14 protein-coding genes are annotated in these 22,462 nt (G+C 52.0%); 11 read left to right on the top strand and 3 right to left on the bottom strand.

Annotated elements, in window-relative coordinates:
* The first annotated feature begins 39 nt into the window (after positions 1-39).
* On the top strand, positions 40-753 hold the full coding sequence (locus ACTJJS_RS11025; protein ID WP_440663730.1) for a hypothetical protein: 714 nt from the start codon (positions 40-42) through the stop codon (positions 751-753).
* On the opposite strand, the gene ACTJJS_RS11030 is transcribed toward ACTJJS_RS11025, so the two are convergent.
* Entirely contained in the window at positions 754-1,542 is a 789-nt protein-coding gene (locus ACTJJS_RS11030) for a zinc-dependent peptidase (RefSeq protein ID WP_440663731.1), read from the bottom strand.
* Between the two features lie 6 nt (positions 1,543-1,548).
* Positions 1,549-3,168: a M28 family metallopeptidase gene (locus ACTJJS_RS11035; protein WP_440663733.1), complete on the bottom strand. Its 1,620-nt coding sequence runs from the start codon at positions 3,166-3,168 to the stop codon at positions 1,549-1,551.
* 189 nt (positions 3,169-3,357) lie between these two features.
* On the opposite strand from ACTJJS_RS11035, the gene ACTJJS_RS11040 reads away from it, so the two are divergent.
* The 8 genes from ACTJJS_RS11040 to rpiA all read left to right on the top strand — a co-directional run bounded on the left by ACTJJS_RS11040 (position 3,358) and on the right by rpiA (position 18,152).
* Positions 3,358-3,999 (top strand): RNA polymerase sigma factor, encoded by a 642-nt coding sequence (locus tag ACTJJS_RS11040; protein WP_168872988.1) that lies wholly within the window; start codon positions 3,358-3,360, stop codon positions 3,997-3,999.
* A gap of 53 nt (positions 4,000-4,052) precedes the next feature.
* Positions 4,053-5,063, top strand: coding sequence for a FecR family protein (locus tag ACTJJS_RS11045; protein ID WP_440663734.1), 1,011 nt, complete (start codon positions 4,053-4,055; stop codon positions 5,061-5,063).
* 119 nt (positions 5,064-5,182) lie between these two features.
* On the top strand, positions 5,183-8,479 hold the full coding sequence (locus ACTJJS_RS11050) for a TonB-dependent receptor (protein ID WP_440663735.1): 3,297 nt from the start codon (positions 5,183-5,185) through the stop codon (positions 8,477-8,479).
* Positions 8,480-8,489: 10 nt separating this feature from the next.
* Complete coding sequence (locus tag ACTJJS_RS11055; RefSeq protein ID WP_440663737.1) at positions 8,490-10,013, top strand: RagB/SusD family nutrient uptake outer membrane protein; 1,524 nt, start codon at positions 8,490-8,492, stop codon at positions 10,011-10,013.
* A gap of 77 nt (positions 10,014-10,090) precedes the next feature.
* Positions 10,091-13,201 carry a glycoside hydrolase family 2 TIM barrel-domain containing protein gene (locus ACTJJS_RS11060; RefSeq protein ID WP_440663738.1) on the top strand — a complete coding sequence of 1,037 codons (3,111 nt, stop codon included), beginning with the start codon at positions 10,091-10,093 and terminating at the stop codon, positions 13,199-13,201.
* Positions 13,194-15,140: an MGH1-like glycoside hydrolase domain-containing protein gene (locus ACTJJS_RS11065; protein ID WP_440663739.1), complete on the top strand. Its 1,947-nt coding sequence runs from the start codon at positions 13,194-13,196 to the stop codon at positions 15,138-15,140. The genes ACTJJS_RS11060 and ACTJJS_RS11065 overlap by 8 nt, the downstream gene beginning before the upstream one ends.
* 10 nt (positions 15,141-15,150) lie before the next feature.
* Positions 15,151-17,454, top strand: coding sequence for an aminotransferase class III-fold pyridoxal phosphate-dependent enzyme (locus tag ACTJJS_RS11070; protein ID WP_440663740.1), 2,304 nt, complete (start codon positions 15,151-15,153; stop codon positions 17,452-17,454).
* Between the two features lie 17 nt (positions 17,455-17,471).
* The gene (gene rpiA / locus ACTJJS_RS11075) at positions 17,472-18,152 is read left to right on the top strand and encodes a ribose-5-phosphate isomerase RpiA (RefSeq protein WP_168872995.1); all 681 of its coding nucleotides are present in this window, start codon (positions 17,472-17,474) and stop codon (positions 18,150-18,152) included.
* Here rpiA and ACTJJS_RS11080 read toward each other — a convergent pair.
* Positions 18,116-19,414: an MFS transporter gene (locus ACTJJS_RS11080; RefSeq protein WP_440663741.1), complete on the bottom strand. Its 1,299-nt coding sequence runs from the start codon at positions 19,412-19,414 to the stop codon at positions 18,116-18,118. The genes rpiA and ACTJJS_RS11080 overlap by 37 nt on opposite strands.
* 234 nt (positions 19,415-19,648) lie before the next feature.
* On the opposite strand from ACTJJS_RS11080, the gene ACTJJS_RS11085 reads away from it, so the two are divergent.
* Together ACTJJS_RS11085 and ACTJJS_RS11090 are read left to right on the top strand one after the other, a co-directional pair.
* Positions 19,649-19,840: a cold-shock protein gene (locus tag ACTJJS_RS11085; protein WP_440663742.1), complete on the top strand. Its 192-nt coding sequence runs from the start codon at positions 19,649-19,651 to the stop codon at positions 19,838-19,840.
* A gap of 381 nt (positions 19,841-20,221) precedes the next feature.
* Positions 20,222-22,456 (top strand): helix-turn-helix domain-containing protein, encoded by a 2,235-nt coding sequence (locus ACTJJS_RS11090; RefSeq protein WP_168872997.1) that lies wholly within the window; start codon positions 20,222-20,224, stop codon positions 22,454-22,456.
* Positions 22,457-22,462: the final 6 nt, after the last annotated feature.

A 22,462-nucleotide genomic window follows, 5' to 3' on the forward strand; every position in this document is an offset into this window, starting at 1 on the left:
AGGAAGTTTGATTAATCACAATATAACCCGTATTCAACTATGAAGTATTCCCTTACCTTTTTAGGAATGTTATTTCCTGTGTTCCTGTCTGCGCAAGTCCAAACAGATGCTAACGGCAACGTTGGTATCGGTGGTATTACAGCACCTACGCAAAGACTGGATGTAAATGGAAATATTCTTGCCAGAGGTGCGCTGATGAGCACTATTAGCGACGCCAACATCGGAGGACGCGTTTTCATCTCTAATCCTGCAAAAAATCAACCCGGCCAGGCAAAAGATTGGATCATCTACAACATGACCGGCAGTGGTTATGGAAACAGCCTGCAGTTCTGGGCTTATGACAACGCCGGATGTACAGGTGGCGGAATGTGCGCAGGCCGCTTCACAATCACGGATGATGGCCGTGTTGGTATCGGCACAGCCAGGCCGCAATCTGAGTTGGCAGTAGTGGGAACTGTCACCGCAAAAAAAATGAAAGTGACCTTAACTGGTTGGGCGGATTATGTTTTCGAGCCCGATTACAAATTGCCATCGCTCGCGGAAGTGCAGCAGCACATCAACACGCACAAACACCTTCCTGACATTCCTTCCGCCGCCGCCATAGAACGGGACGGACTGGACCTTGGCGATATGCAGCGCAAACAAATGCAGAAAATCGAAGAGCTTACGTTGTATATCCTTCAACAACAAAAAGAAATAGAAGTACTGAAAGCCACCGTGAAAGCGCTCGCGGATAAAGCTGGCAAACCCTGATCAAACGGTGCTTTTAGCCGGGTCCTGCTGGAAAATATGCGACAGCATTTTATACAGCTCGGGATGTTTCTCTGAAAGCAGGTCCGGCCGTTCAAAGAAGTATTCTGAAATCACTGCAAAAAATTCGGCTTCATTGGTAGCACCGTACGGATTAATATCTGTACGGCCTTCTGCCATTTCCTGGATGGTCTGGTGTACCAGTTTGAGCCAGGGAATACTATAACTGTGTTCCAGCAGTTTAGTGGGCAGTCCGTCCACTGTGCCATCTGCTTTGTCGAGCAGATGTACAAACTCATGAATGGCGGTATTGCTTTTGTCGGTGGTATTAGAGAAGCCTTCCCGTAGCGCGGAGCGGGAGAGGATCATCTGCCCGTTGAGCGCGCCGCTGCCCACCATGCCCAGGATATTGCGGCGGTTGCCTTCATACTGGTATGATTCATCGAACGTGTCGGGGTAGAGGATCACATTGGTGAGATTAAAATATTCCCAGTTTTTAAAGCCGAAGATGGGGATGATGGCGCTGGCAGCCACCAGCACGCGGTCGAGCGGTTCTACTTCCGTGCCTACGCCTTCAATATGCGTTCTTTTGAGAAAGCGTTGTACCTGTTGCTCAAAGCGGTTTTTATCCGTGTCGGTGAGTTGCTGGTAATAGCGTACATGTGTTTGCAGCAGTTCCCGGTAGGCATCGGGAACTGCTGTTTTCTTAAGTTGGTGGCGGTTGACCAGGTTCTTGAAGTATAAGAACAGGATCAGCCCTATCATAATTAATCCGAATAGTACCATGATCATTTTACCTTATTTCCGGTACGCCTTGAACTCAGAGCCTTTTTTCCATTGCGGGAAAGTGCTTTCGTTGCTGAGGGTATAACCAACGTCGAACATGAGGCGTACATCTTCTACCATGCCGTCCATCACCCAGGTATCGGGGTTAAACTCATCAGCGGGGGAGTGGTAACGTAAACGGTTATACTCTGCCGTTTTTTCTTTTCCGGAGCCGGGAGCTTTGCCCACTATATCGTTGCCTGGGCCCAGGTATAAACCGGGGACACCCTTTTTAGCAAAGTTAAAGTGATCTGAGCGGAAAAACCAACCTCCTTCGGGATTGGCTTCCGGCACCGTAACGCGGCCCTGTTTGGCGGCAGCCCGCTGTGCATATTCGTCCAGTTCTGACTGGCCCATGCCGATGACGGTCACGTCTTTGGTGCGGCCAAAAGTATTGAGCACGTCCAGGTTGATGTCGGCCACGGTTTTCTCGGCCTTGAACGCCGGATGTGCGGCATAATACTCGGAGCCCAGCAGGCCCTGTTCTTCACCAGTGACAGAGAGGAACAGCACGGAGCGCGCCGGTTTTTGTTTCAGTTGGGTGAAGGCGGTGGCCAGTTCCAGTAGCCCGGCGGTGCCGGTGGCATTATCTACGGCGCCATTGTAAATGGAATCGCCTTTTACCGGTTCACCGATGCCGAAGTGGTCCCAATGCGCTGAAAACACTACGCATTCATCCGGTCTTTTGGCGCCTGGGAGTATGGCCAGCACATTATGCGAAGTGGATTTTTTGATGGTATTGTTGATCACCAGCGATGTTTGCAGGTGCAGGTCTACCGGTTTGAAGTCCTTTTGTTTTGCTTTTTCCATGATGTCGGGGGAGATACCGGCCAGCTGGAAGATCTTTCTGGCGGCTTCCTGGGTGATCCAGCCTTCCATGGTGGTCCTGGACATGTTATTGTCGGCCGTCTGCAGATGCAGTTTGGAGTTGGACCATCCACTGCGCACCACTTTCCAGGGGTAGCTGGCGGCGGCTGTTTCGTGGATGATGATCACGCCTGCGGCGCCCTGCCGCGATGCTTCTTCAAACTTGTACGTCCACCGTCCGTAGTAGGTCATGGTACGGCCTTTAAAAAGACTTTTATCTGCGAAGCCGGGATCATTGATCATCACAATGACGGTCTTGCCTTTCACATCGAGGCCCGCGTAATCGTTATGCCCGTATTCCGGTGCCACGATGCCATACCCGGCAAATACCAGTTCTGAATTACGGATGCTGACCTGTTCCTGCACGCGGCGGGTGGCGGCCACATAATCGTCGAGATATTGCAGGGACACCTCGCCGCTGGCGCCTTTGATCACCATATTACCGGCAGGTTTGGAGCCGATGGCCACCATGGGCACTTCCTGGAAGTAGCTGTTGCCATTGCCGGGTTTCAGTCCCAGCGCTTTGAATTGGGCCGCCAGGTAGTGGATGGCGCTGTCTTCCCCGCGGGTGAAGGGCTTACGGCCTTCGAAGGCGTCAGACGCCAATACCTGTATGTGTCTTGCGAAGCTGTTGGCATTGATCGCCCGGATGGCGGACGAATCCTGGGCCTTTACGCCCTGCCACAACAGGGAGGCGGCCATGCTAAAGATGATGGGTGCTTTCAAATTAAGAGGATTGATAATAAACAAAAACCATTCTTGATAAAAATAACAAAATTAAAAATACGAAAAGCCCGATGCGGTTTTGTCAGCCGCCTGCAAGAAAAGAGGTGGTTGTTTCAATCTAAACCATTAATTTGCCGTCGGAATCAGAACAACAATTGCTCCCACGGGCCAACCAAAATGCTCAGCTGTATGCTCAATGCACATCGCTCAACCGAATCCAGCGCTGGCCGGTACGGTGAAAAGGATTATGCCGGCTTCTGGTACGAAATGCAGCAGGACAATGAACAGGGACTGTATAAAATCTACCACGACCTCTATGACAATTTCTATCACTACGGTATCTCCGTTGTGCTGGACAAAGGCATGGTGAAAGAAGCCATCAACGATGTTTTTGTAGACATCTGGCGTAAGCGCCATCAGCTCGGCATGCCTGAAAACATTCAGGCCTACCTCTTTATCTGCTTTAAGAGAAAACTATATAAACTGTTAACCAAAAACCAGAAAGGCACGGTGCTGACCGATAGTCAGCTGTTCCCCGAGCCCGAAGAGCAACCTTACGAAACAGTGCTCATACGCCAGGAAACAGACAGCCTGGTAAAGGAAAAGCTGGAAAAAATGCTGGCCCTGCTCACCAGCCGCCAGAAAGAATTTATCAGGATGCGTTTTTACGAAGACCTGAGCATAGAAGAAATAGCCGTTAAAACGGCCGCCACTCCCCGCACCATTTATAATACCATTCACAATGCCCTCGTACGCATCAGGGAGGTATACACTGATGCCACGTTTGTCGCACTGCTGCTGCTTTTGATCGATCTGGAAAATTTTTCCTGATTTCTTTGGTAAAAAAACAAACGTACCCCCCTCTTTATAGTTAAATGCCTGGCATGGACTTACAGCAGTATAAGGCGGAAGACTTTATTTTGAACGATTCATTCGTCCGTTACTGCCTGCGCAGCAACGAAAAGGACGTGCTGTTTTGGGAAGACTGGCTGGAACGCTACCCGCATAAGCAGGAGGAAGCGGCTAAAGCCCGCGAATGGCTGTTCCGCTTAGGCCTGCGTATCACGCCGGATGAAAAGGAAGCCGAATTCGGTAAACTGAAAGCTGCTATTGCCGTTGCTGACACGCCGGTAAAAAGGATTTCCTGGAAAAGGATAACCCGTATCGCTGCCGCTGTGGTATTGCCACTGGCCGCCGCTACCTGGTGGCTGGCCGCAAACCGTACTGCTGCTTCCAGGGAAGATGTCGGGTCCTATACGCTTTTCAAAGCCGGCGACAGTCTCCGGCGCCATGTCATGTTAGCAGATGGAAGTCTCGTGGTCCTGAATGCACACAGCACGCTGAAAGTGCCGGCCAACTATAACGGGCAGCAACGCGACCTTATACTGGAAGGAGAAGCACTGTTTGAAGTGGCCAAAGCGGAAGGCAAGCCCTTTACGGTATATACCGGCAACCTGCAGGTACAGGCGCTGGGAACAGCTTTTAAGCTGCGCGCTTATCATTATGATGAACAGGCGGCCGTCACCCTCGTGGAAGGGAAAGTGCGCGTGGCACAGGAAACAGCCGTCGCTGAATTATTACCCGGTGAACAACTGACTACAGGAAAAGCACACGCCCGCTTCGTAAAAAACAAATTCGATCCTGAAAAAGAAAAAGCCTGGCGCAGCGGACGCCTCGTTTTCCACAACGCATCTCCTGACGAGATAGCGGCCACGCTGGGATATTGGTATGGTATCAATGTAAAAGTAATCACACGTAAAAATAAACCTATCCGCTTTAACGGCGTATTCAACAACAAACCGCTGAATGAAGTGCTGGCAGCAGTTTGCTTTGTCAATGGACTGCAGTCTGTGACAAAAAACGACACTTTATTTGTGCAACCAATCAGTAAATAGTCCACACAGGTACATCTAAACAACCAAAATGCGTTATGAAGAAGACATCCCTTCTGAGGGCATGCTGTGCCATGCTCCTATCATCCCTTTTGCTAAGTTGGGCGCAAATAGCAGAGGGCTTGAAAGATAAGATTGACGTGGGATTCAGGCAGACAAAGGTACTCAGTGTTATTCAGTACCTCGAGAAAAACACCCGCCTGAAATTCTCGTACAATCTTGATGATCTGGAAAAATTGAAACCTGTAACCATCGATAAAAAAGAAAGGACAGTAGAAGGTTTACTCCAGGAAATAGGCCATGCCACGTCGCTGCAGTTCAGGATGACAGAAGACATCATCCTGGTGAAAGCGGCGCCGGCCACTTCTTCCCTGACAGCCGCGCAACCGGCACAGGAAAAAGTGGTGGAAGGCGTGGTGAAGTCCAATACCGGCGAAGCCCTGCCCGGCGTCAGCGTTCGGGTAAAAGGCACGCCCCGCGGTATGCTCACAGACGTGAAAGGCTCCTTCCGCTTCACCGACCTGCAGCCAGGCGCGGTGCTGGAAGTATCTTTCATCGGCTATGAAACACAAGAGGTAACAGTCAACGGAAACGGACCGCTGGCCGTTACCCTTGCTGCTTCTACCAAAGTGCTGGACCAGGTGGTGGTGGTAGGTTACGGCACACAAAGCAAACGCAACGTGAGCAGTGCCATCACCTCCGTAAAAGGAAACGAAATTTCCAATGTTGCCAGCAACAACCCCGTTAATGCCCTGCAAGGTAAAGTGGCAGGCCTCACCGTTACCAACACCGGCGGCGCTCCCGGCGCCATGGCCGATATCCGCCTGCGTGGCATCAGCACCTTCGGCTCACACCAGCCGCTGTTTATCGTAGACGGCAGCCCCGCAGATCCCTATTACCTCAACAACAACGATATTGCTTCCATTGAAGTACTGAAAGACGGCGCCGCAGCCTCTATCTACGGTTCCGTGGCTGCCAACGGCGTTATCCTCATCACCACCAAAAAAGGCAAAAAAGGTGCGCCGAAAATTGAATTCAACACCTGGTACAGCATTGTAAACCCTACCGGCAAACAACACCTGCTCGATGCCGATGGTTACCTGAAGGTACATACCATGATGTACGACGCTGCACCGCCCAGCACCAAAAGACCTGCTTACCTGAAAAGCGGTATCACCGCCAATACCAACTGGCAGGATGAAATCCTGCAACAGGGCAACAGCGAAAACTACAGCCTTAACCTCACTGGTGGCAGCGAATATTTCACTTATGGCCTCAGTGGTAACATCACCAATGAGAAAGGCACTTTCCTGGGTTCCAACTTCAAGAAGAAATCCATCCGCTCCCGTAACGAATACAAAAAAGGCCGCCTCACCGTGGAAGCCAACCTGGTATACGCAGAAACAGACCGCCGCGACGTGCCTTACAGCGTAAAAGACGCCTATTTCCAGTCACCGCTGTTACCGGTATACGACGAGAAGGAAAAATATGGTTATGCTTTGCAGATCAACCAGCTGCCTAAGTTTGAGAACGCGGTAGGGGTGAACTTCTACAATGATAACAGCAACAGAACACAATATTTTAATGGTAACGCACGCCTGTCGCTTGAACTGCTGAGAGGCATGAAGTTCGTCACCAACCTGAGCCTGGCCAACAGCAACTATTTCACCTATGCCTATCATCCGCCGTACCGTGCCAGCGCCAATGATCCGCTGATTCCGTTCGCACAGTTGCAGGACAACCGTGGCAATGAACGTCAGCGTCTGATGGAAAACCTGTTGTACTACGATCGCAGCTTCGGTAAACACAGCCTGAACCTGCTGGCCGGTTACACCGCGCTCGAAAAAACCTACAATAACGTACTCACTACTGCTGACGGTAAAACCACCATCTATTCTGTGAAAGATGGTCAGATCTCTTCCGACATCGTACCGGGTGGTTTCCTCGATCCGCTGTTTAATACTATGGACGGCGCCAAAGGCGGTACCTTCAGCGCTACCGGCACCCGCTGGCAGACTGACCGCCTCTCCTGGCTGGGCCGTGTCAACTACGCCTATGATGGTAAATACCTGTTGCAGCTGGCTGTTCGCCGCGACGGATCTTCCAAGTTTGGTGTCAACCGCCGTTATGGTACTTTCCCTTCCGTGTCCGTGGGCTGGAATATCCAGAGCGAATCATTCATGCAAAGCCTTACCTGGCTTAATATGCTGAAGCTGCGTGCCAGCTACGGCCAACTAGGCAATGAAGAAGTGCTGAACGCCTATGACCACCAGCAGCTGATCTTAATCAACAACCTGTGGGGCGGTGGCTCTGTACAGGGCTCCGGCAGCACAGCATGGCCCGGCGGCGCCGCCTGGGAGCTGCGTAACAAAGACCTGCGCTGGGAAACCAATACCAGTCGCAACGCAGGTTTCGACTTCGCTATTTTAAACAAACTTACCGGTGCGTTCAACTACTTCAATAACATCACTTCCGACGTGTTGATCAGAAGAGAGCTGGCCCCCAGCAATGGACTGAACAACCCGATCCTGAACGTAGGCCGCTTCAAAAACAGCGGTTGGGAACTGGAAATGACCTGGGCTGATAAAAAAGGCGACTGGAGCTACAGTGTAACCGGTACCGTTAGCCAGGTGAAAAACAAAGTACTGGCACTCGCCAACGACGGACAGAAATTGTATGGCACCGGCCTCAAATACGGCACCGGTCCCGTTCCTAACACCACGCAGGTAGGCACCGAAGTGGGCGCCTTCTACCTGTATGAAGCGGATGGCCTCTTCCAGTCGGCTGCTGAAGTGGCGGCTTATAAAAACAGCAAAGGTGAACTGCTGCAGCCGGATGCCAAACCGGGCGACGTTCGCTTTAAAGACAGCAACGGCGACGGCGTGATCAACGACGCAGATAAAACCTACAAAGGCAGCTCTTTTCCGAAAATTGAATATGGCCTGAATATGAGCGTGGCCTGGAAAGGTTTCGACCTCCAGCTCTTCTGGCAGGGCGTAGGCGGTAACAAAATCTACAACGGCAATAAATATGAACTGCAAGGCATGGACGCCGGCCGTAACTTCGACGTAAGCACCCTCAACGCATGGACGCCGCAGAATACCAACACCGACGTGCCTCGCGCCGTATTGGGCGATCCCAACTACAATAACCGCGAATCCACCCGCTTCCTCGAAAGCGGCAGCTACCTGCGCCTGAAAAACGTAACCCTCGGTTATGCTTTCTCGCCGCAACTCCTGCAACAGATAAAAGTCACACGGTTACGCCTGTACGTAAGCGCACAGAATATCCTCACGTTCACCAAATACTCAGGACCAGATCCTGAGATTGGCCGTACAGACATTCTCAACAGTGGCCTGGACCGCCTGATGTATCCGCAAAACAAAGTATTGATGGCTGGCGCACAGCTGGAATTCTAAAAAAATGGTTATGAAAAAATCTTTGTTATATATATCCTTATTATCCGCAGCCATGGTATTTAATACCGGCTGTAAAAAAGAGCTGCTTGAACAGGCATCGCCCGACAAGCTCACATCGGATAACTTCTGGACCTCCCGCGACCGCGCCCTCACCGGCCTGGCCGCGGCCTATTCCAGGATAGAAAGCTTCGCCGGCTGGGATAACTTCGTGGAGGCCCGTTCCTGCCGCGAATACTACCGCGAAGATTATGTAGAGCCAGGCGCCGACGCCTACAACTACAGCTGGTGGATGGAGATCTATAACTATAGCTATAACTCCGGTAACTATGCTATCGACCTGCTGTGGCGGGACAACTACCGCGGCATCAACTTCACCAACCAGGTATTGGAGAATGTCAGCATGATGACCGATAAACAGATCGATGATGCCAGCAAAAAAATGATCCTGGCGGAAGCCCGCTTCCTGCGCGCCTATTATTATTTTAAGCTGATCACCAACTTCGAGAAAGTGATCATCCGTGATAAAGTACCTAATGGTGAAGCAGATCTGCCGAAAGCCCCCTCTACCCGTCCTGAAGTATGGGACATGATCATCGCTGACCTGAAAGCTGCAGAACCAGACCTGCCGCTGCGCAGCGAAAGAGCCGCCACGGAACTGGGCCGTGCCACCAAAGGCGCTGCCCAGGCTTACCTTGGTAAAGCGCTCATCTATCGTGCCGGTGAAGACAAAGCCAACGCTAACACTTACTTCACTGAGGCCTCTGCGTGGCTGAAGAAAGTGATCGACTCCAAACAATATAGCCTTGTGCCCAACTACCTGTCTATGTTCAACGGTACCACGGCCAATACCGCGGAGTCAGTATTTGAACTGCAACAAACCATGGACGAGTCCAACGGCGCTTACTACAAATCCTATCTCAGCGACTGGATGGCCGCTTCTGAACTGGGCGGTTATGGTGAGATCTATGGCGCTCCGCGGCTGCTGACCGAAATGCTGAAAGAAGGAAAAGTGGCCACCGACGGACTCTATGATCATCGTGTATACAATACCGTATTTTTTAACGATGATTATTTTAACGATGCCGCCAATCCCCGCGTATACGGCTATACGTATGGTAAAGTGTTTGAAAACAACACCATCGCTTTCCGTAAATGGATACCGGCCAGCCTCGATAAACTGGGAAACGCCAACGCTATCAATATCCCGATCATCCGCTACGCAGATGTGAAGTTGTTGTACGCCGAAGCGCAGAACGCCATCGGCGTTACCGCTACAGCGATGGCGGAGATCAACGATGTGCGTGCCCGTTCTGCTATGCCGCCACTGAACCTGACTAGCACCGCCGATGTGTTCAAGCAGCTGGTACATGAGCGCGTGATGGAGTTCACCCTGGAAGGCAGCCGTTTCTACGATCTTCGCCGTTGGGGCCTGCTGACGCAACAGATGCAGGAAGCCGGCAGGACCTTCACCCTGGATAAAAGCTATTACCCGCTGCCACTGAAGGAAACGCTGAACAACCCACTGGCACAATAGTAATTTTTAGAATACATAACGGTTAAATGATCCCACTGGCGGCCTCGCAGCCGCCGGTGGTTTTATACAACGGTACCATGATGAAAACTGTATTACTTGCTTTGATGTGTTTGCCCGCTACTTTGCTGGCCCAGTCCAACGATTGGGAAAACCCGCAGAAACCTTCCGAGCATACGCTTTTCCCGCACGCACATTTTATTCCTTTCCCGGACGCCGCTTCCGCCATAAAAGGCGACAGCTCGCCTTTCACCCTCTCGCTGGACGGCATCTGGAAATTCCACCTCGCAGCCAATCCAGCTGCCCGGCCACAGGGATTCGAACAACCCGCTTATGATGTAACAAACTGGAAAACGGTCCGTGTGCCTGCCAACTGGCAAACGGAAGGTTATGCCCCTTATATTTTTACGGACGTGGAATACCCTTTCACGCCCAATCCGCCGTTTGTCCCTAAAGAAGAAAATCCCGTCGGTTCTTACCGCCGCAGTTTCCAGCTGCCCGCCACCTGGAAAGGCAAACAGACCATTTTGCACATCGGCGCAGCCAACGCATTTGTGTACGTATGGGTAAATGGTAAATACGCCGGTTTCAGCAAAGACAGTAAAACGCCAGCCGAATTTGACGTGACGCCGCTGCTACAGCCAGGCAATAATTCGGTGTCACTGCAGGTGTTCCGCTTCAGCGACGGCTCCTACCTCGAAGGGCAGGACATGTGGAAGCTGAGCGGCATAGAACGCAGCGTGTACCTGGTAGCCCGTGCTCCTTTATCTATCTATGATTTCTTCGCCAAACCATTGCTGGTCAATAATTACAAAGACGGTTCCCTGCAACTGGACCTGGCACTTAATAAAATACCCGTTGCAACGGACAAGGATAAACGTATCCGCGTAACCTTGCAGGACAACGGTGCGCCCGTTTTTACCAAAGTATTGCCCATAGGTCGTGACAGCATGTTACATATGCAACAGCTGCTGCCTGGCGTTAAATCCTGGACAGCGGAACAGCCCAACCTATACCAGCTGCTCATCACACTGGAAGACAAACAAGGCCGCCCGGTGGAAAGCATTACGCACGCTATCGGTTTCCGTACCGTGGAAATTAAAAGAGGCCTGTTGATGGTCAACGGTCAGCCTATTACCATCAAAGGCGTGAACCGCCATGAGCATGATATGCACACCGCTAAGGTGGTAAACCGTGAAGGAATGCTGAAAGACATCCTCACCATGAAGCAATACAACATCAACGCGGTGCGGGCCAGCCACTATCCCAACCGGGAAGAATGGTACGCGCTCTGCGACCAGTACGGTCTTTATGTAGTGGACGAAGCCAACATCGAGTGCGACGGCATGAGCATGCACCCGTTGAAAACCCTTTCCGATAAACCCGAATGGCAGGCGGCCTACCTCGATCGTACACGCCGAATGGTGGAACGTGACAAGAACCATTGCAGCATCATCACCTGGTCACTCGGTAATGAAAGTGAATTCGGCGACAATTTCATCAACACCTACAAATGGACCAAACAACGAGATAATACCCGTCCGGTACAATATGAGCCGGCCCGTAATACACCATGGACCGATATCGTGGCGCCCATGTACAAATCCATCGCCTGGATGCAGGAGTATGTGAAAGAGTACCGCGACCGGCCCCTGGTCCAGTGCGAATACGCACACATGATGGGCAACAGCGGCGGTAACCTCCGCGATGACTGGGACCTGATCAATAAATATGACCAGTTGCAGGGCGGTTTTATCTGGGATTTCTCTGACCAGACTTTCCTGCAGCGCGACTCGCTGGGAAGGGCTATCTGGGCTTACGGCGCTGATATGGGCACCGTGGGCGCTACCAGCGATACCAGTTTCTGTGCAGACGGTATGCTGGCTGCCGACCGTACGCCGCATCCGCAGGCATTTGAAGTAAAGAAAGTATATCAGCCGGTGCAGTTTGCCACCGTTGGTTTGTCCGCCGATCTCGTGCAGATCACCAACCGGTATGACTTTAACCAGCTCGAAAATATCCGCCTGACCTGGGTACTGAAGGGAGATGGGAAAGTGCTCGCTTCAGCTGATTTGCCGCACCGGCCATTGCTGCCTCACCAACAGGACACCCTGCGTATAGCCCTGCCGGTAGTGAAGCCACAGCCAGGTGTGCGTTATTTCCTGCACCTGAAAGCCGCGCTGAAGAAAGCGGACGGCATGTTGCCTGCCGGCTTCACGCTGGCCACCGATCAGTTTGAGCTGCCGTGGTATGCGCCGGTAAAAAAACAGCCGATTGTCGGGACTGCCTTACAGGTAAAACAATTGGATGGTGGCTGGGAGATAGGCAACCCCGCTTTTACTGCTACCATTAAAAACGGTTGGCTGGAGCAGTTTACTGCTAACGGCACCGCCTATATGCAAAAAGCATTGAAGCCACATTTCTGGCGCGCCGCCACTGATAACGACATCGGTAACAGTCAACAGATGCGCTGTGCAGTATGGCAACATGCCGGCGACAGTACCCGCTTGTTGTCTGCCAGCATTGTACGGCAGGACAGGCAGCAGGTGCAGATACTTGCCAAACACGCATTGCCGCTGGTGGCCGCCACTTTCGAGGTAGACTATACGATTTTCGCCAATGGAGACGTGAACGTAAAAGTCAACTTCCAGCCTGGTGATACTACCATGCCTGAGCTGCCTCGCATGGGCATGCGCATGGTGCTCAATCCTGCGCTGGACAAAGTGACCTGGCTAGGCCGCGGCCCATTCGATAACTACCAGGACCGTAAGTATGCTGCTGATGTAGACGTATACACGCTGCCGGCGGACTCGCTGTTCCATCCCTATCCCCGCGCGCAGGAAAGCGGCTACCGCTCCGATGTACACTGGCTGGCGCTGCGTTCCGCCTCCGGCAACGGATGGATGGCCCGCACCGATTCCCTGCTGAACATGGGCGTGCTGCACTTCGATATGGACCGGCTCAACTTCAACCGTAAACACAATGTACATGGCGGCTCCATGAACAACGACCCGCTGATCTGGTGGAACATCGACTTCCAACAGGCAGGCCTGGGCGGTGATAATAGCTGGGGGGCAAAGCCTCATGCGCCTTATACGCTGGTGTACAAACCTTATCAATATCAATTTACGTTAAGACCTTTAGGGGCTGGCGAAGAACCAACAGAAAAGGCGAAAGAGAGATATGAATAAAATCAAATGGCTGCTGGCGTTACTGCTGATGCAACAAACGGCCAGCGCACAACGGGACCATTTTGCGGATGTGCTGGACATCCACTATACAGTAAAAGATACCAACCGCATCGCTGCTTCTTTCTTTTCAGATAACGGCGCCTGGCATGCCTATGCGTTGCCGGTGGCCGGCGCAGCTACCGGCTTCACCGGTCCCCTGCTGATGGACATGAAAGGGGAGTGGTTGTCTACCTCCATCGCACAGCTTCACCTGTACGCCGATGGCCGGGAACTGCCACTGGAGCAGGACACAACGGCCACGCATTATTATCCGGGCATGTTAAAACTGGGCTTTCGTTCAGGGCAGGTGCAAGTACAGATGCAGCTGGTGTTTAGCAGTAACCGCGAAACCGCAGTACAAACCATTATTCGTAATAACGGTGCGCAACCGCTGCAGCTGCGGCTGCAATGGCAGGGAGCTGCGTTGCTGAAAAGAGCACAGTTTTCCCGCGAAGGTAATGCTGTACGTATAGGCCTGGCCGGTACTAAACATGTTTTCCGGCTGCACTGGTGTGCTCTGGCTCCATGGGACATACGGACTACCGCCGATGGATACACGGCCGCCAGAAATGTGTCCATACCGGCAGGCGGTCAACTGGAAGACCTGCAAACACAGGGCTTCTGGCCGGAAGGGAATATGGTGACGACTTCGGAGCGGGAGTTTGACATCGTGCTGCAACATAATGAACAACGCTGGAACGGCTATCTGCAACAGCTGTTCCGCCGCATGCCTTTTAATGAAAAAGACAGCTTCCGAAGCAGGCTGGCCGTAAAAAGTATGATCACGCTGCTCACCAACTGGCGTAGTGCTTCCGGGCATTTACGGCACGATGGCGTATTCCCTTCGGCGTCGTACCAGGGTTTCTATGGCTTCTGGTCGTGGGACAGCTGGAAGCAGGCCGTAGGACTGGCTTACTTTGCGCCTGCACTGGCGAAGGACAATATCCGCTCACTGTTCGATTATCAAACCGTCAACGGTATGGTGCCAGATTGCGTGTATGCAGACAGCACAGAGAACAACTTCCGCGATACCAAGCCGCCACTGGCCGCCTGGGCCGTGTGGGAAGTGTTTGCCGCCACCCGCGACACCGCTTTCCTCCATGAGATGTTCCCCGCGCTGGAACGTTATCACCACTGGTGGTACGCGGAGCGTGACCACGACCGCAACGGCCTCTGTGAGTTTGGCTCTACGGACGGCACCCGCATCGCGGCAGCCTGGGAAAGCGGCATGGACAACGCCGTGCGCTTCGATAAAGCAAAGATGCTGCAAAACAGCCCCGGCGCCTGGTCGCTCGACCAGGAGTCAGTCGATCTCAATGTCTATCTGTCTAAGGAAAAAACGGTACTCGCACAAATGGCGATCGTGTTAGGCAAACCAGCTGCGGCGGCTGCCTTCCGCAAACAGGTTACCATCTTAAACCAACAGATCAACCAACTTTTCTTCGATACTGCCAGTGGATATTATTATGACCGTCGTCTGAACGGAGCGCTGGTGCGCGTAAAAGGACCGGAAGCCTGGGTAGCACTGTGGGCGGGCATCGCTCCGGCATCCCGCGTAAAAAAGATGACACAATACATGCTGGATACCACTGTTTTTAATACTTTAGTGCCCCTGCCCGTGCTGGACGCCAGCGAAAAAGCTTTTGACCCGCAACGCGGGTACTGGCGCGGACCGGTATGGATCGACCAGTTTTACTTTGGTGTAAAAGGTTTGCAGCAATATAAGCAGCAGGCCGCCGCACAAACGCTGGTCAACAAACTATGGCAACACGCCGGCGGCATGAAAGATGACCAGCCGTTGCACGAGAACTATCACCCGCGTACAGGCAAAGGCCTCAATGCGGAGAATTTCAGCTGGACAGCAGCGCATGTGCTGATGCTGCTGGCCGACAAATTTTAATACAAACGCTATGTTTTATACATTTTCTACCACCGGGGTGGTTAACCTGCTGAAGGAGCACTACGGTCTTACCGTTACCGCCAGAGAACTGGAAGGCTATGATGAAGCCAATTTTTATGTGACAGATGAACAGGGTAACGCCTGGATATGCAAAATTGCCGGCGAGTCCCAGCATCCCGCTTTCCTCGATGCGCAGGTGCGTATACTGGAACATCTGGCCAATGGTGATACCAAAGGCCGCTTTCAACAGGTGGTGCGCAATGTGAAAGATGAACCGGTTACCCGTATTGCCACGCCGGAAGAACTGTACTATATCCGTTTATACACTTGGCTAGAAGGACAGCCGGTTGTAACGGTGAAGGGCACACGCGATCTGTATGGGTCCTGGGGAAGTCTTCTCGGGAAAATGGACAAAACACTGGAGAACTTCTCACATCCGGCCATGCACCGCGATATCCGCTGGGACCTGGCGCACGCGCTCGATGCCCGCGATCTGCTGCATTGCATCAAAGACCCGGAAAAGAAACGGCTGGCTGCCTATTTCCTGTTGCAGTTTGAAACAGAAGTGCAGCCGGTGAAACATCGTCTGCGCAAGGCTTATATCCACAACGACGCCAACGACTACAATATCCTCGTACAAAATGACCTGGTCAGCGGCCTGATTGATTTCGGCGATATGGTATATACACAGCTGATCAACAATGTGGCCATCGCCTGCACCTATGCCATGCTGGAAGCGACAAACCCGCTGGAAGCTGCCGTGGCAGTGGTGAAAGGGTACCATGAAGCATATCCGCTTACGCCGGAAGAAACAGACCTGTTGTATTACCTGATCGCTGCACGTTTATGCATCAGCGTGACTACCTCCGCAGAAAAAGCAGCAACAGGCAGCGACAATGAATTTCATTTCATCACGGAAAATGGCGCGTGGAGACTGCTCTTCCACCTGATCACGGTCAATCCGCTGGCGATGCAACAGGCTTTCCGTACTGCCTGCGGCTTTGCGCCGGTGATCAACGACACCGCCGACTACGCGCCATTGCTGGCGGAGCGTAAGGCGCACATCGGCCGTAACCTGAGCATCAGCTATAAAGAGCCACTGAAGATCATCCGTGGCGCATTACAATATCTCTACGATGATAAAGGCCGTACCTATATCGACTGTGTGAACAACCCCTGCCACGTAGGGCACTGCCACCCGGTAGTGGTGAAAGCCCTGCAGCAGCAGGCGGCGCGGCTCAATACCAATACCCGCTACCTGCACGATAACCTGGTGGATTACGCCAATCAGCTGATCGCTACGCTGCCGCCATCCCTCGAGGTTTGTTACTTTACCAATTCCGGGTCCGAAGCCAATGACCTGGCTATCCGTATGAGCCGTCATTATACGAAGCAGAAAGATGTGATCGTGCTGGACCATGCCTACCACGGCACTTCCACGGTAGCCATGGAACTGAGCCCGTATAAGTTTGACGGCAAAGGCGGATTCGGTAAACCGGAACATACGCATAAAGCGCTCAATCCTGATATGTACCGCGGGCCTTACCGTGCGGATGATCCGCAGGCAGGAGAAAAATATGCAGCAGATGTTTCCGATATCATTGCCGGCCTGAAAGAACAGGGCAGGGGCGTAGCCGCTTATATCTGCGAAACGCTGTTGGGCGTAGGCGGACAAATACCGCTGCCGCCAGGTTACCTGAAAGCGGTATATGCCGCGGTGAGAGCTGCCGGCGGCGTATGTATCGCCGATGAAGTACAGGTAGGCTTCGGCCGCGTGGGCGACGCCTTTTGGGGCTTTGAATTACAAGAGGTGACGCCGGATATCGTTGTGCTGGGCAAACCCATTGGCAACGGCCATCCGCTGGCAGCGGTGGTGACCACCCGCGCCATTGCAGATGCTTTCAACAACGGTATGGAGTACTTTAACACCTTCGGAGGCAACCCCGTGTCCATGGCCACAGGGCTTGCTGTGCTGAACGTGATTAAAGAAGAAGGCCTGCAGGAGCACGCAAGAGTTACCGGCAACTATTTTATGGAAGGGCTGCGTAAGCTGAAAGATAAACATGCCATCATCGGCGACGTGCGCGGACATGGGTTCTTCATTGGGGCGGAGCTGGTGCGTGACAGGAACACGCTGGAACCGGCTGTTCCCGAGATAGACGTGATCGTGGAAGCAATGAAGCAACGCGGTTTCCTGCTGAGCACCGACGGACCGCTGCACAACGTACTGAAGATTAAACCTCCCATGACGTTCAACAAGGCGAATACAGACGCTTTGCTGGCTCATCTGGACGAGGTATTGTCTTCCCTCTGATTCCTTATATTTGTTGCATGCAACAACAGGACCTGGCCAAAAAAGCCGCCGGCGAAAAAGCCACCGAATACATCAAACCGAATATGACCATCGGGCTGGGAACGGGCAGCACCGCTTATTATGCTATTATGCGTATAGGCGAGATGGTGAGAGGGGGTATGCCGCTCAAAGCGGTAGCTACCTCTGAGCAGTCCGAACAACTGGCCAGGAAGCAGGGTATTACCATCATCCCTTTCAGTGAAGTGGAGAAGATAGACCTGGACATCGACGGCGCCGATGAGGTAGACGAGCACCTGCGGCTCATCAAAGGCGGCGGCGCAGCATTGTTGCGCGAGAAGATCGTGGCAGCTGCTTCAGCAGAAATGATCGTGGTAACAGACGAGTCCAAAGTGGTAAAATGCCTGGGCCGCTTTCCGCTACCAGTGGAGATCATCCCGTTTGCGTGGGAACTTACCTTCAGAAGACTGCTGGCGCTGGATGCCGCGCCAGTATTGCGTACCAGCAACGGCCGCACCGTCGTGACCGACAACGGCAATTATATACTCGACTGTCATTATGAGAAAATCAAAGACCCGGTGGCATTACACCAGCAATTGAATGATATTCCCGGCGTAGTGGAGAACGGCCTGTTCCTCCACTATGCCAGCCGCGTTATCATCGGTTATGCCGATGGTTCCGTGAAATCCTTGTCCAGGTAAGAAGTGTGTTTGGTATCACGTGCCGTGATATAGACCAGCAGGGAAATAAAGATACAAACGGTCACGTACCAGTAAAACCATGGTTCGTGGCCGATTTTTTTGAAATACAGGGCAATAGATTCTGCCGTTCCGCCAAAAAGCGCCACTGTAATTGCATAGGGGAAGCCCACGCCCAGCGCCCGTATCTCCGCCGGAAACATCTCCGCTTTTACCACCGCATTAATAGACGTATATCCGCTCACCACCACCAGCGCTCCCAGGATCAGCCAGAAAGCGGCCCACTCGGAGGTAGTATGACTGATAGCCGTGAGAATAGGCACCGTAAGGACGGTGCCCAGGACGCCAAACCCTATCAGCAGCGGCTTGCGGCCAAAGATGTCTGACAGCCAGCCGAACAGAGGCTGTAAAAAAGCATATATGAGCATCACAAAAAATGTAATGGTAGTGGCCCTTTCAATGGTCAGGTGGACCGTATTGACAAGGAACTTCTGCATGTAGGTGGTATAGGTGTAAAAAGCCAGGGTGCCGCCCATGGTGAGTCCCACCACGGTGAAGGCCGCCCGGGGATATTGCCGGAAGAGGGCTTTTACCGAGCCTTTGTTTTTGGAAGACTTATGTTGCTCAAAGGAGCCGGACTCCTGCATATGGGTGCGCAGGTATAGCGCTACAAAAGCCAGCAGGGCACCGATCACGAAGGGAATGCGCCATCCCCAGTTATGCAGCTGTTCTGGTGTGAGAAACACGCGTTGCAGCAGCATCTGCACGCCCAGGGCTGTCAGCTGGCCACCTATCAGCGTAACGTACTGGAAGCTGGAGAAAAAGCCACGACGGCCGGCAGTGGCCATCTCGCTCAGATAAGTGGCGGAAGTGCCGTATTCCCCGCCCACACTCAGTCCCTGTAACAGCCGGGCTATCAGCAGCAGGGCCGGCGCTGCCGCCCCGATACTGTCGTACGACGGGGTACAGGCTATCAGCACAGAACCCAGCGACATCAGAAGCACAGACAGCGTCATGGCGGTTTTCCGTCCTTTCTGGTCTGCAATGCGGCCAAACATCCAGCCGCCAATGGGACGCATCAGGAAACCTACCGCGAAAATGGCGGCGGTATTGAGCAGCTGCGCCGTATAGCTGCCTTTCGGGAAGAATACAGGCGCGAAATAGAGCGAAAAGGTGGTGTAAATGTACCAGTCGTACCATTCCACGAGATTGCCGGCAGAGCCGGTTAAAATAGCCTTAATACGCCATGCGTCCGTGTTTTTCATATAGGTATCAAAAATATATAAATAAAATTGCTTTCTGTGTTATACAAAAAAGTTTGGATGGTAAAGCCTAAACAGTTATCTTCGTCCTGCTTCTTAAGAATATTGTATTTCATTTTGTTGGTGATCTCCGGGTACATTCAGCTTTTTTCTTACATTTTTTCTTCTAGTTGCCCCCAGGTAGCCGCCTGTTTAAAAAATGGCGAGAACACGTTCACAATTAAATATTAATAAAAAATGCAAACAGGTGTAGTTAAATTTTTTAATGAAGCTAAAGGTTTTGGATTCATTAAAATCGAAGGAACAGGACAAGAAATTTTTGTTCACGTTTCTGGTATCAAAGAAAGCATCGGCGAAAATGACCGCGTAGTATTCGACGTGGAAGATGGTAGAAAAGGCCCGAATGCTGTTAACGTAAGATTGGCATAACTTATTGAATAATAGTTTTGTTGAGGACTGCCCTGGCGATGAGCCGGGGCAGTTTTTTTTGCCCCAGGGCTGAAGCCCTGGGTTACATTGAGGTTCAGGTTTCTTTAATGCGCAAGTGCGCTATTGACTTGGTAGTCCTCTCATATCCTGATTCCCGTTTTGTAGCGGAGCTTATCTCCATTCATGAATTACTACGCTCTGATCGCTACTCCTTTTTATAGCCAGATGAACATCATGCGTCCTGGCCGTTCATATTTAAAGACTAATCAGCCCATTTACAGCTTACACCACATTATGGACCCTGGCGCTAAACGTAGCCCAGGGCTTCAGCCCTGGGATTGCTTAAAATAAATTATATTTGCGGTTTCAATTTTAAATATCATGCCCCAACCTGATAGTACAAATATCATCTTCCACCTGGCGGCAGATTTCATTAACCAGACAAACCGCCATGTGTTCCTGACCGGTAAAGCCGGAACGGGGAAGACTACGTTCCTGAAATATATCAAAGAACATACGAAGAAAAATACGGTGGTGGTAGCGCCTACCGGCGTGGCAGCCATCAATGCCGGCGGGGTGACGATGCACTCCTTTTTTCAGTTGCCCTTCGGACCTTTTGTGCCGGGCAGCAAGCGCGGTTTTGGCATGGATGGAATCAGCAGCACGGATAAACACAGCCTGTTCCGTAACATCCGTTTTACTAACGATAAAAAGGTGCTGTTACAGGAACTGGAACTGCTCATTATTGATGAGGTGAGTATGGTACGTTGTGATATGCTCGATGCCATCGACACTATCCTGCGGCATTTCCGGAATAAACCGCTGTTGCCTTTTGGCGGTGTACAGGTGCTATTCATTGGTGATCTGTACCAGTTGCCGCCGGTAGTGCCGGATTCCGAATGGCAGCTGCTTTCAGAGTATTACAACAGCTCTTTTTTCTTTGATGCGCGGGTGATTGAACAGGCGCCTCCGTTGTATATCGAATTAAAAAAGATATACCGGCAGAACGAACAGCTGTTCATCGATGTGCTCAACCGTATCCGTAACAGTGAAGTGGAGGAAGATGACCTGATGTTGCTCAATGACCGTTATGATCCTTATTTCAAAGGGGAAGACGGTGAATATATTGTGCTGTCTACCCATAACCGTAAGGCGGATGATATCAACGCCCGCCGGCTGGCCGAAATGCCGGGAAAGATCTTTCGCTTTGAAGGCAAGATAGAGGGGGATTTCAGTGATAAGGCCCTGCCTACGGAACTGGTGCTGCAACTGAAAATCGGCGCGCAGGTGATGTTCCTGAAAAACGATCTGGCGCAGCCCCGCCGTTATTACAATGGTAAACTGGCCACGGTGACAGATATCGATGACGAAGAGATCACCTTGCTGCTGGCCGGCTCGCATGAAGAGCTGAAACTTGGCAAGGAAACATGGCGCAATATCCGTTACCACTATAACCAGGAGGAAAATAGCATCGACGAAGAGGAGATCGGCAGTTTCACACAGTTTCCTATCAGGCTGGCGTGGGCCATCACTATCCATAAGAGCCAGGGGCTGACCTTTGAAAGGGCTATTATCGATGCGGGGTACGCTTTTGCGCCCGGACAGGTATATGTGGCGCTGAGCCGCTGTACCTCACTGGAAGGACTGGTGCTGCATTCCCGTATTAATTATGGCGCCATCAAAACGGACCGCCAGGTGATAGCGTTTGCAGAGAAAGAAGTGGAGGCCAACGAGCTGGTGGTGTTGCTGGAAATGGAACGGAAAAAGTTTCAGGCCACCTCGCTGCTGCAGTTGTTCGACTGGTACCGGATGCAGGCCAATATCCGCAGTCATGCAGTATGGATACAGGACAAAAAAGTGCCGGACATCGATGCGGCATTGCAGGTAAGCCGTCAGCTGACGGCCAAAACGGAACAGCAACAGGAAGTGGCCAACCGCTTTGTGGTACAGCTTCATCAGCTGCTCGATACAACGGTGCAAACTGGTGAAACCGACCAATTGGAAGAGCGTGTCACCAAGGCTGTCGGTTACTTCACCAAAAGCATATACGAAGATTTGATAGTGCCATTGCAGGAACATATTGCAGCGGTCAAAAAACAAAAATCAAAAAAATACCTGTTACAGCTCATGTCGCTGGAAGCGGATTGCTGGCAGAAGCTGCAGCAGGTATGGGAAGTGTCTTATGCCGACCTGGATTTTACCAAAGGGCTGAAAGACTATACGAAACTAAGAAATGCGGAAGCAGAAGGTGTGGCCGGTAAAAAAGGCGGCAAACCGGAAGCCAAAGGCAAAGTAGAAAAGGGTAGTAGCCGCAGGGGTACATTGGAATTGTATTTAGGCGGTAAGAATATCCCCGACATAGCCGTGGCGCGGCAACTGGCGGTGAGTACGGTAGAAAGCCATCTGGCCCAGTGTGTGGAAGCCGGAGAGCTGGACCTGTTCCGCTTCGTGTCTGAGCCGACGGTGAAACTGATCATGTCCCATATCCGCGAACTGGGCGCTACAGCAGCCGGTCCTATCAAAGAACGTGTAGGCCCTGCCGTGACCTTCGCAGAAATACGGGCAGTACAATGGTATCTTAAAAAACAGCAGGAAGACGAGATTATGAAAGATTAAACCGAC

The organism is Chitinophaga sp. 22308, from assembly GCF_052045305.1.
Lineage (GTDB): Bacteria > Bacteroidota > Bacteroidia > Chitinophagales > Chitinophagaceae > Chitinophaga > Chitinophaga varians_A.

Excerpts from the sequence above, each read along its gene's own strand:
- ACTJJS_RS11085 (WP_440663742.1), top strand. The coding sequence starts at position 19,649 with ATGCAAACAGGTGTAGTTAAATTTTTTAATGAAGCTAAAGGTTTTGGA.
- rpiA (WP_168872995.1), top strand. The coding sequence starts at position 17,472 with ATGCAACAACAGGACCTGGCCAAAAAAGCCGCCGGCGAAAAAGCCACC.
- ACTJJS_RS11030 (WP_440663731.1), bottom strand. The coding sequence starts at position 1,542 with ATGATCATGGTACTATTCGGATTAATTATGATAGGGCTGATCCTGTTC.
- ACTJJS_RS11045 (WP_440663734.1), top strand. The coding sequence starts at position 4,053 with ATGGACTTACAGCAGTATAAGGCGGAAGACTTTATTTTGAACGATTCA.
- ACTJJS_RS11065 (WP_440663739.1), top strand. The coding sequence starts at position 13,194 with ATGAATAAAATCAAATGGCTGCTGGCGTTACTGCTGATGCAACAAACG.
- ACTJJS_RS11055 (WP_440663737.1), top strand. The coding sequence starts at position 8,490 with ATGAAAAAATCTTTGTTATATATATCCTTATTATCCGCAGCCATGGTA.
- ACTJJS_RS11090 (WP_168872997.1), top strand. The coding sequence starts at position 20,222 with ATGCCCCAACCTGATAGTACAAATATCATCTTCCACCTGGCGGCAGAT.
- ACTJJS_RS11070 (WP_440663740.1), top strand. The coding sequence starts at position 15,151 with ATGTTTTATACATTTTCTACCACCGGGGTGGTTAACCTGCTGAAGGAG.
- ACTJJS_RS11025 (WP_440663730.1), top strand. The coding sequence starts at position 40 with ATGAAGTATTCCCTTACCTTTTTAGGAATGTTATTTCCTGTGTTCCTG.
- ACTJJS_RS11080 (WP_440663741.1), bottom strand. The coding sequence starts at position 19,414 with ATGAAAAACACGGACGCATGGCGTATTAAGGCTATTTTAACCGGCTCT.
- ACTJJS_RS11060 (WP_440663738.1), top strand. The coding sequence starts at position 10,091 with ATGATGAAAACTGTATTACTTGCTTTGATGTGTTTGCCCGCTACTTTG.
- ACTJJS_RS11040 (WP_168872988.1), top strand. The coding sequence starts at position 3,358 with ATGCTCAATGCACATCGCTCAACCGAATCCAGCGCTGGCCGGTACGGT.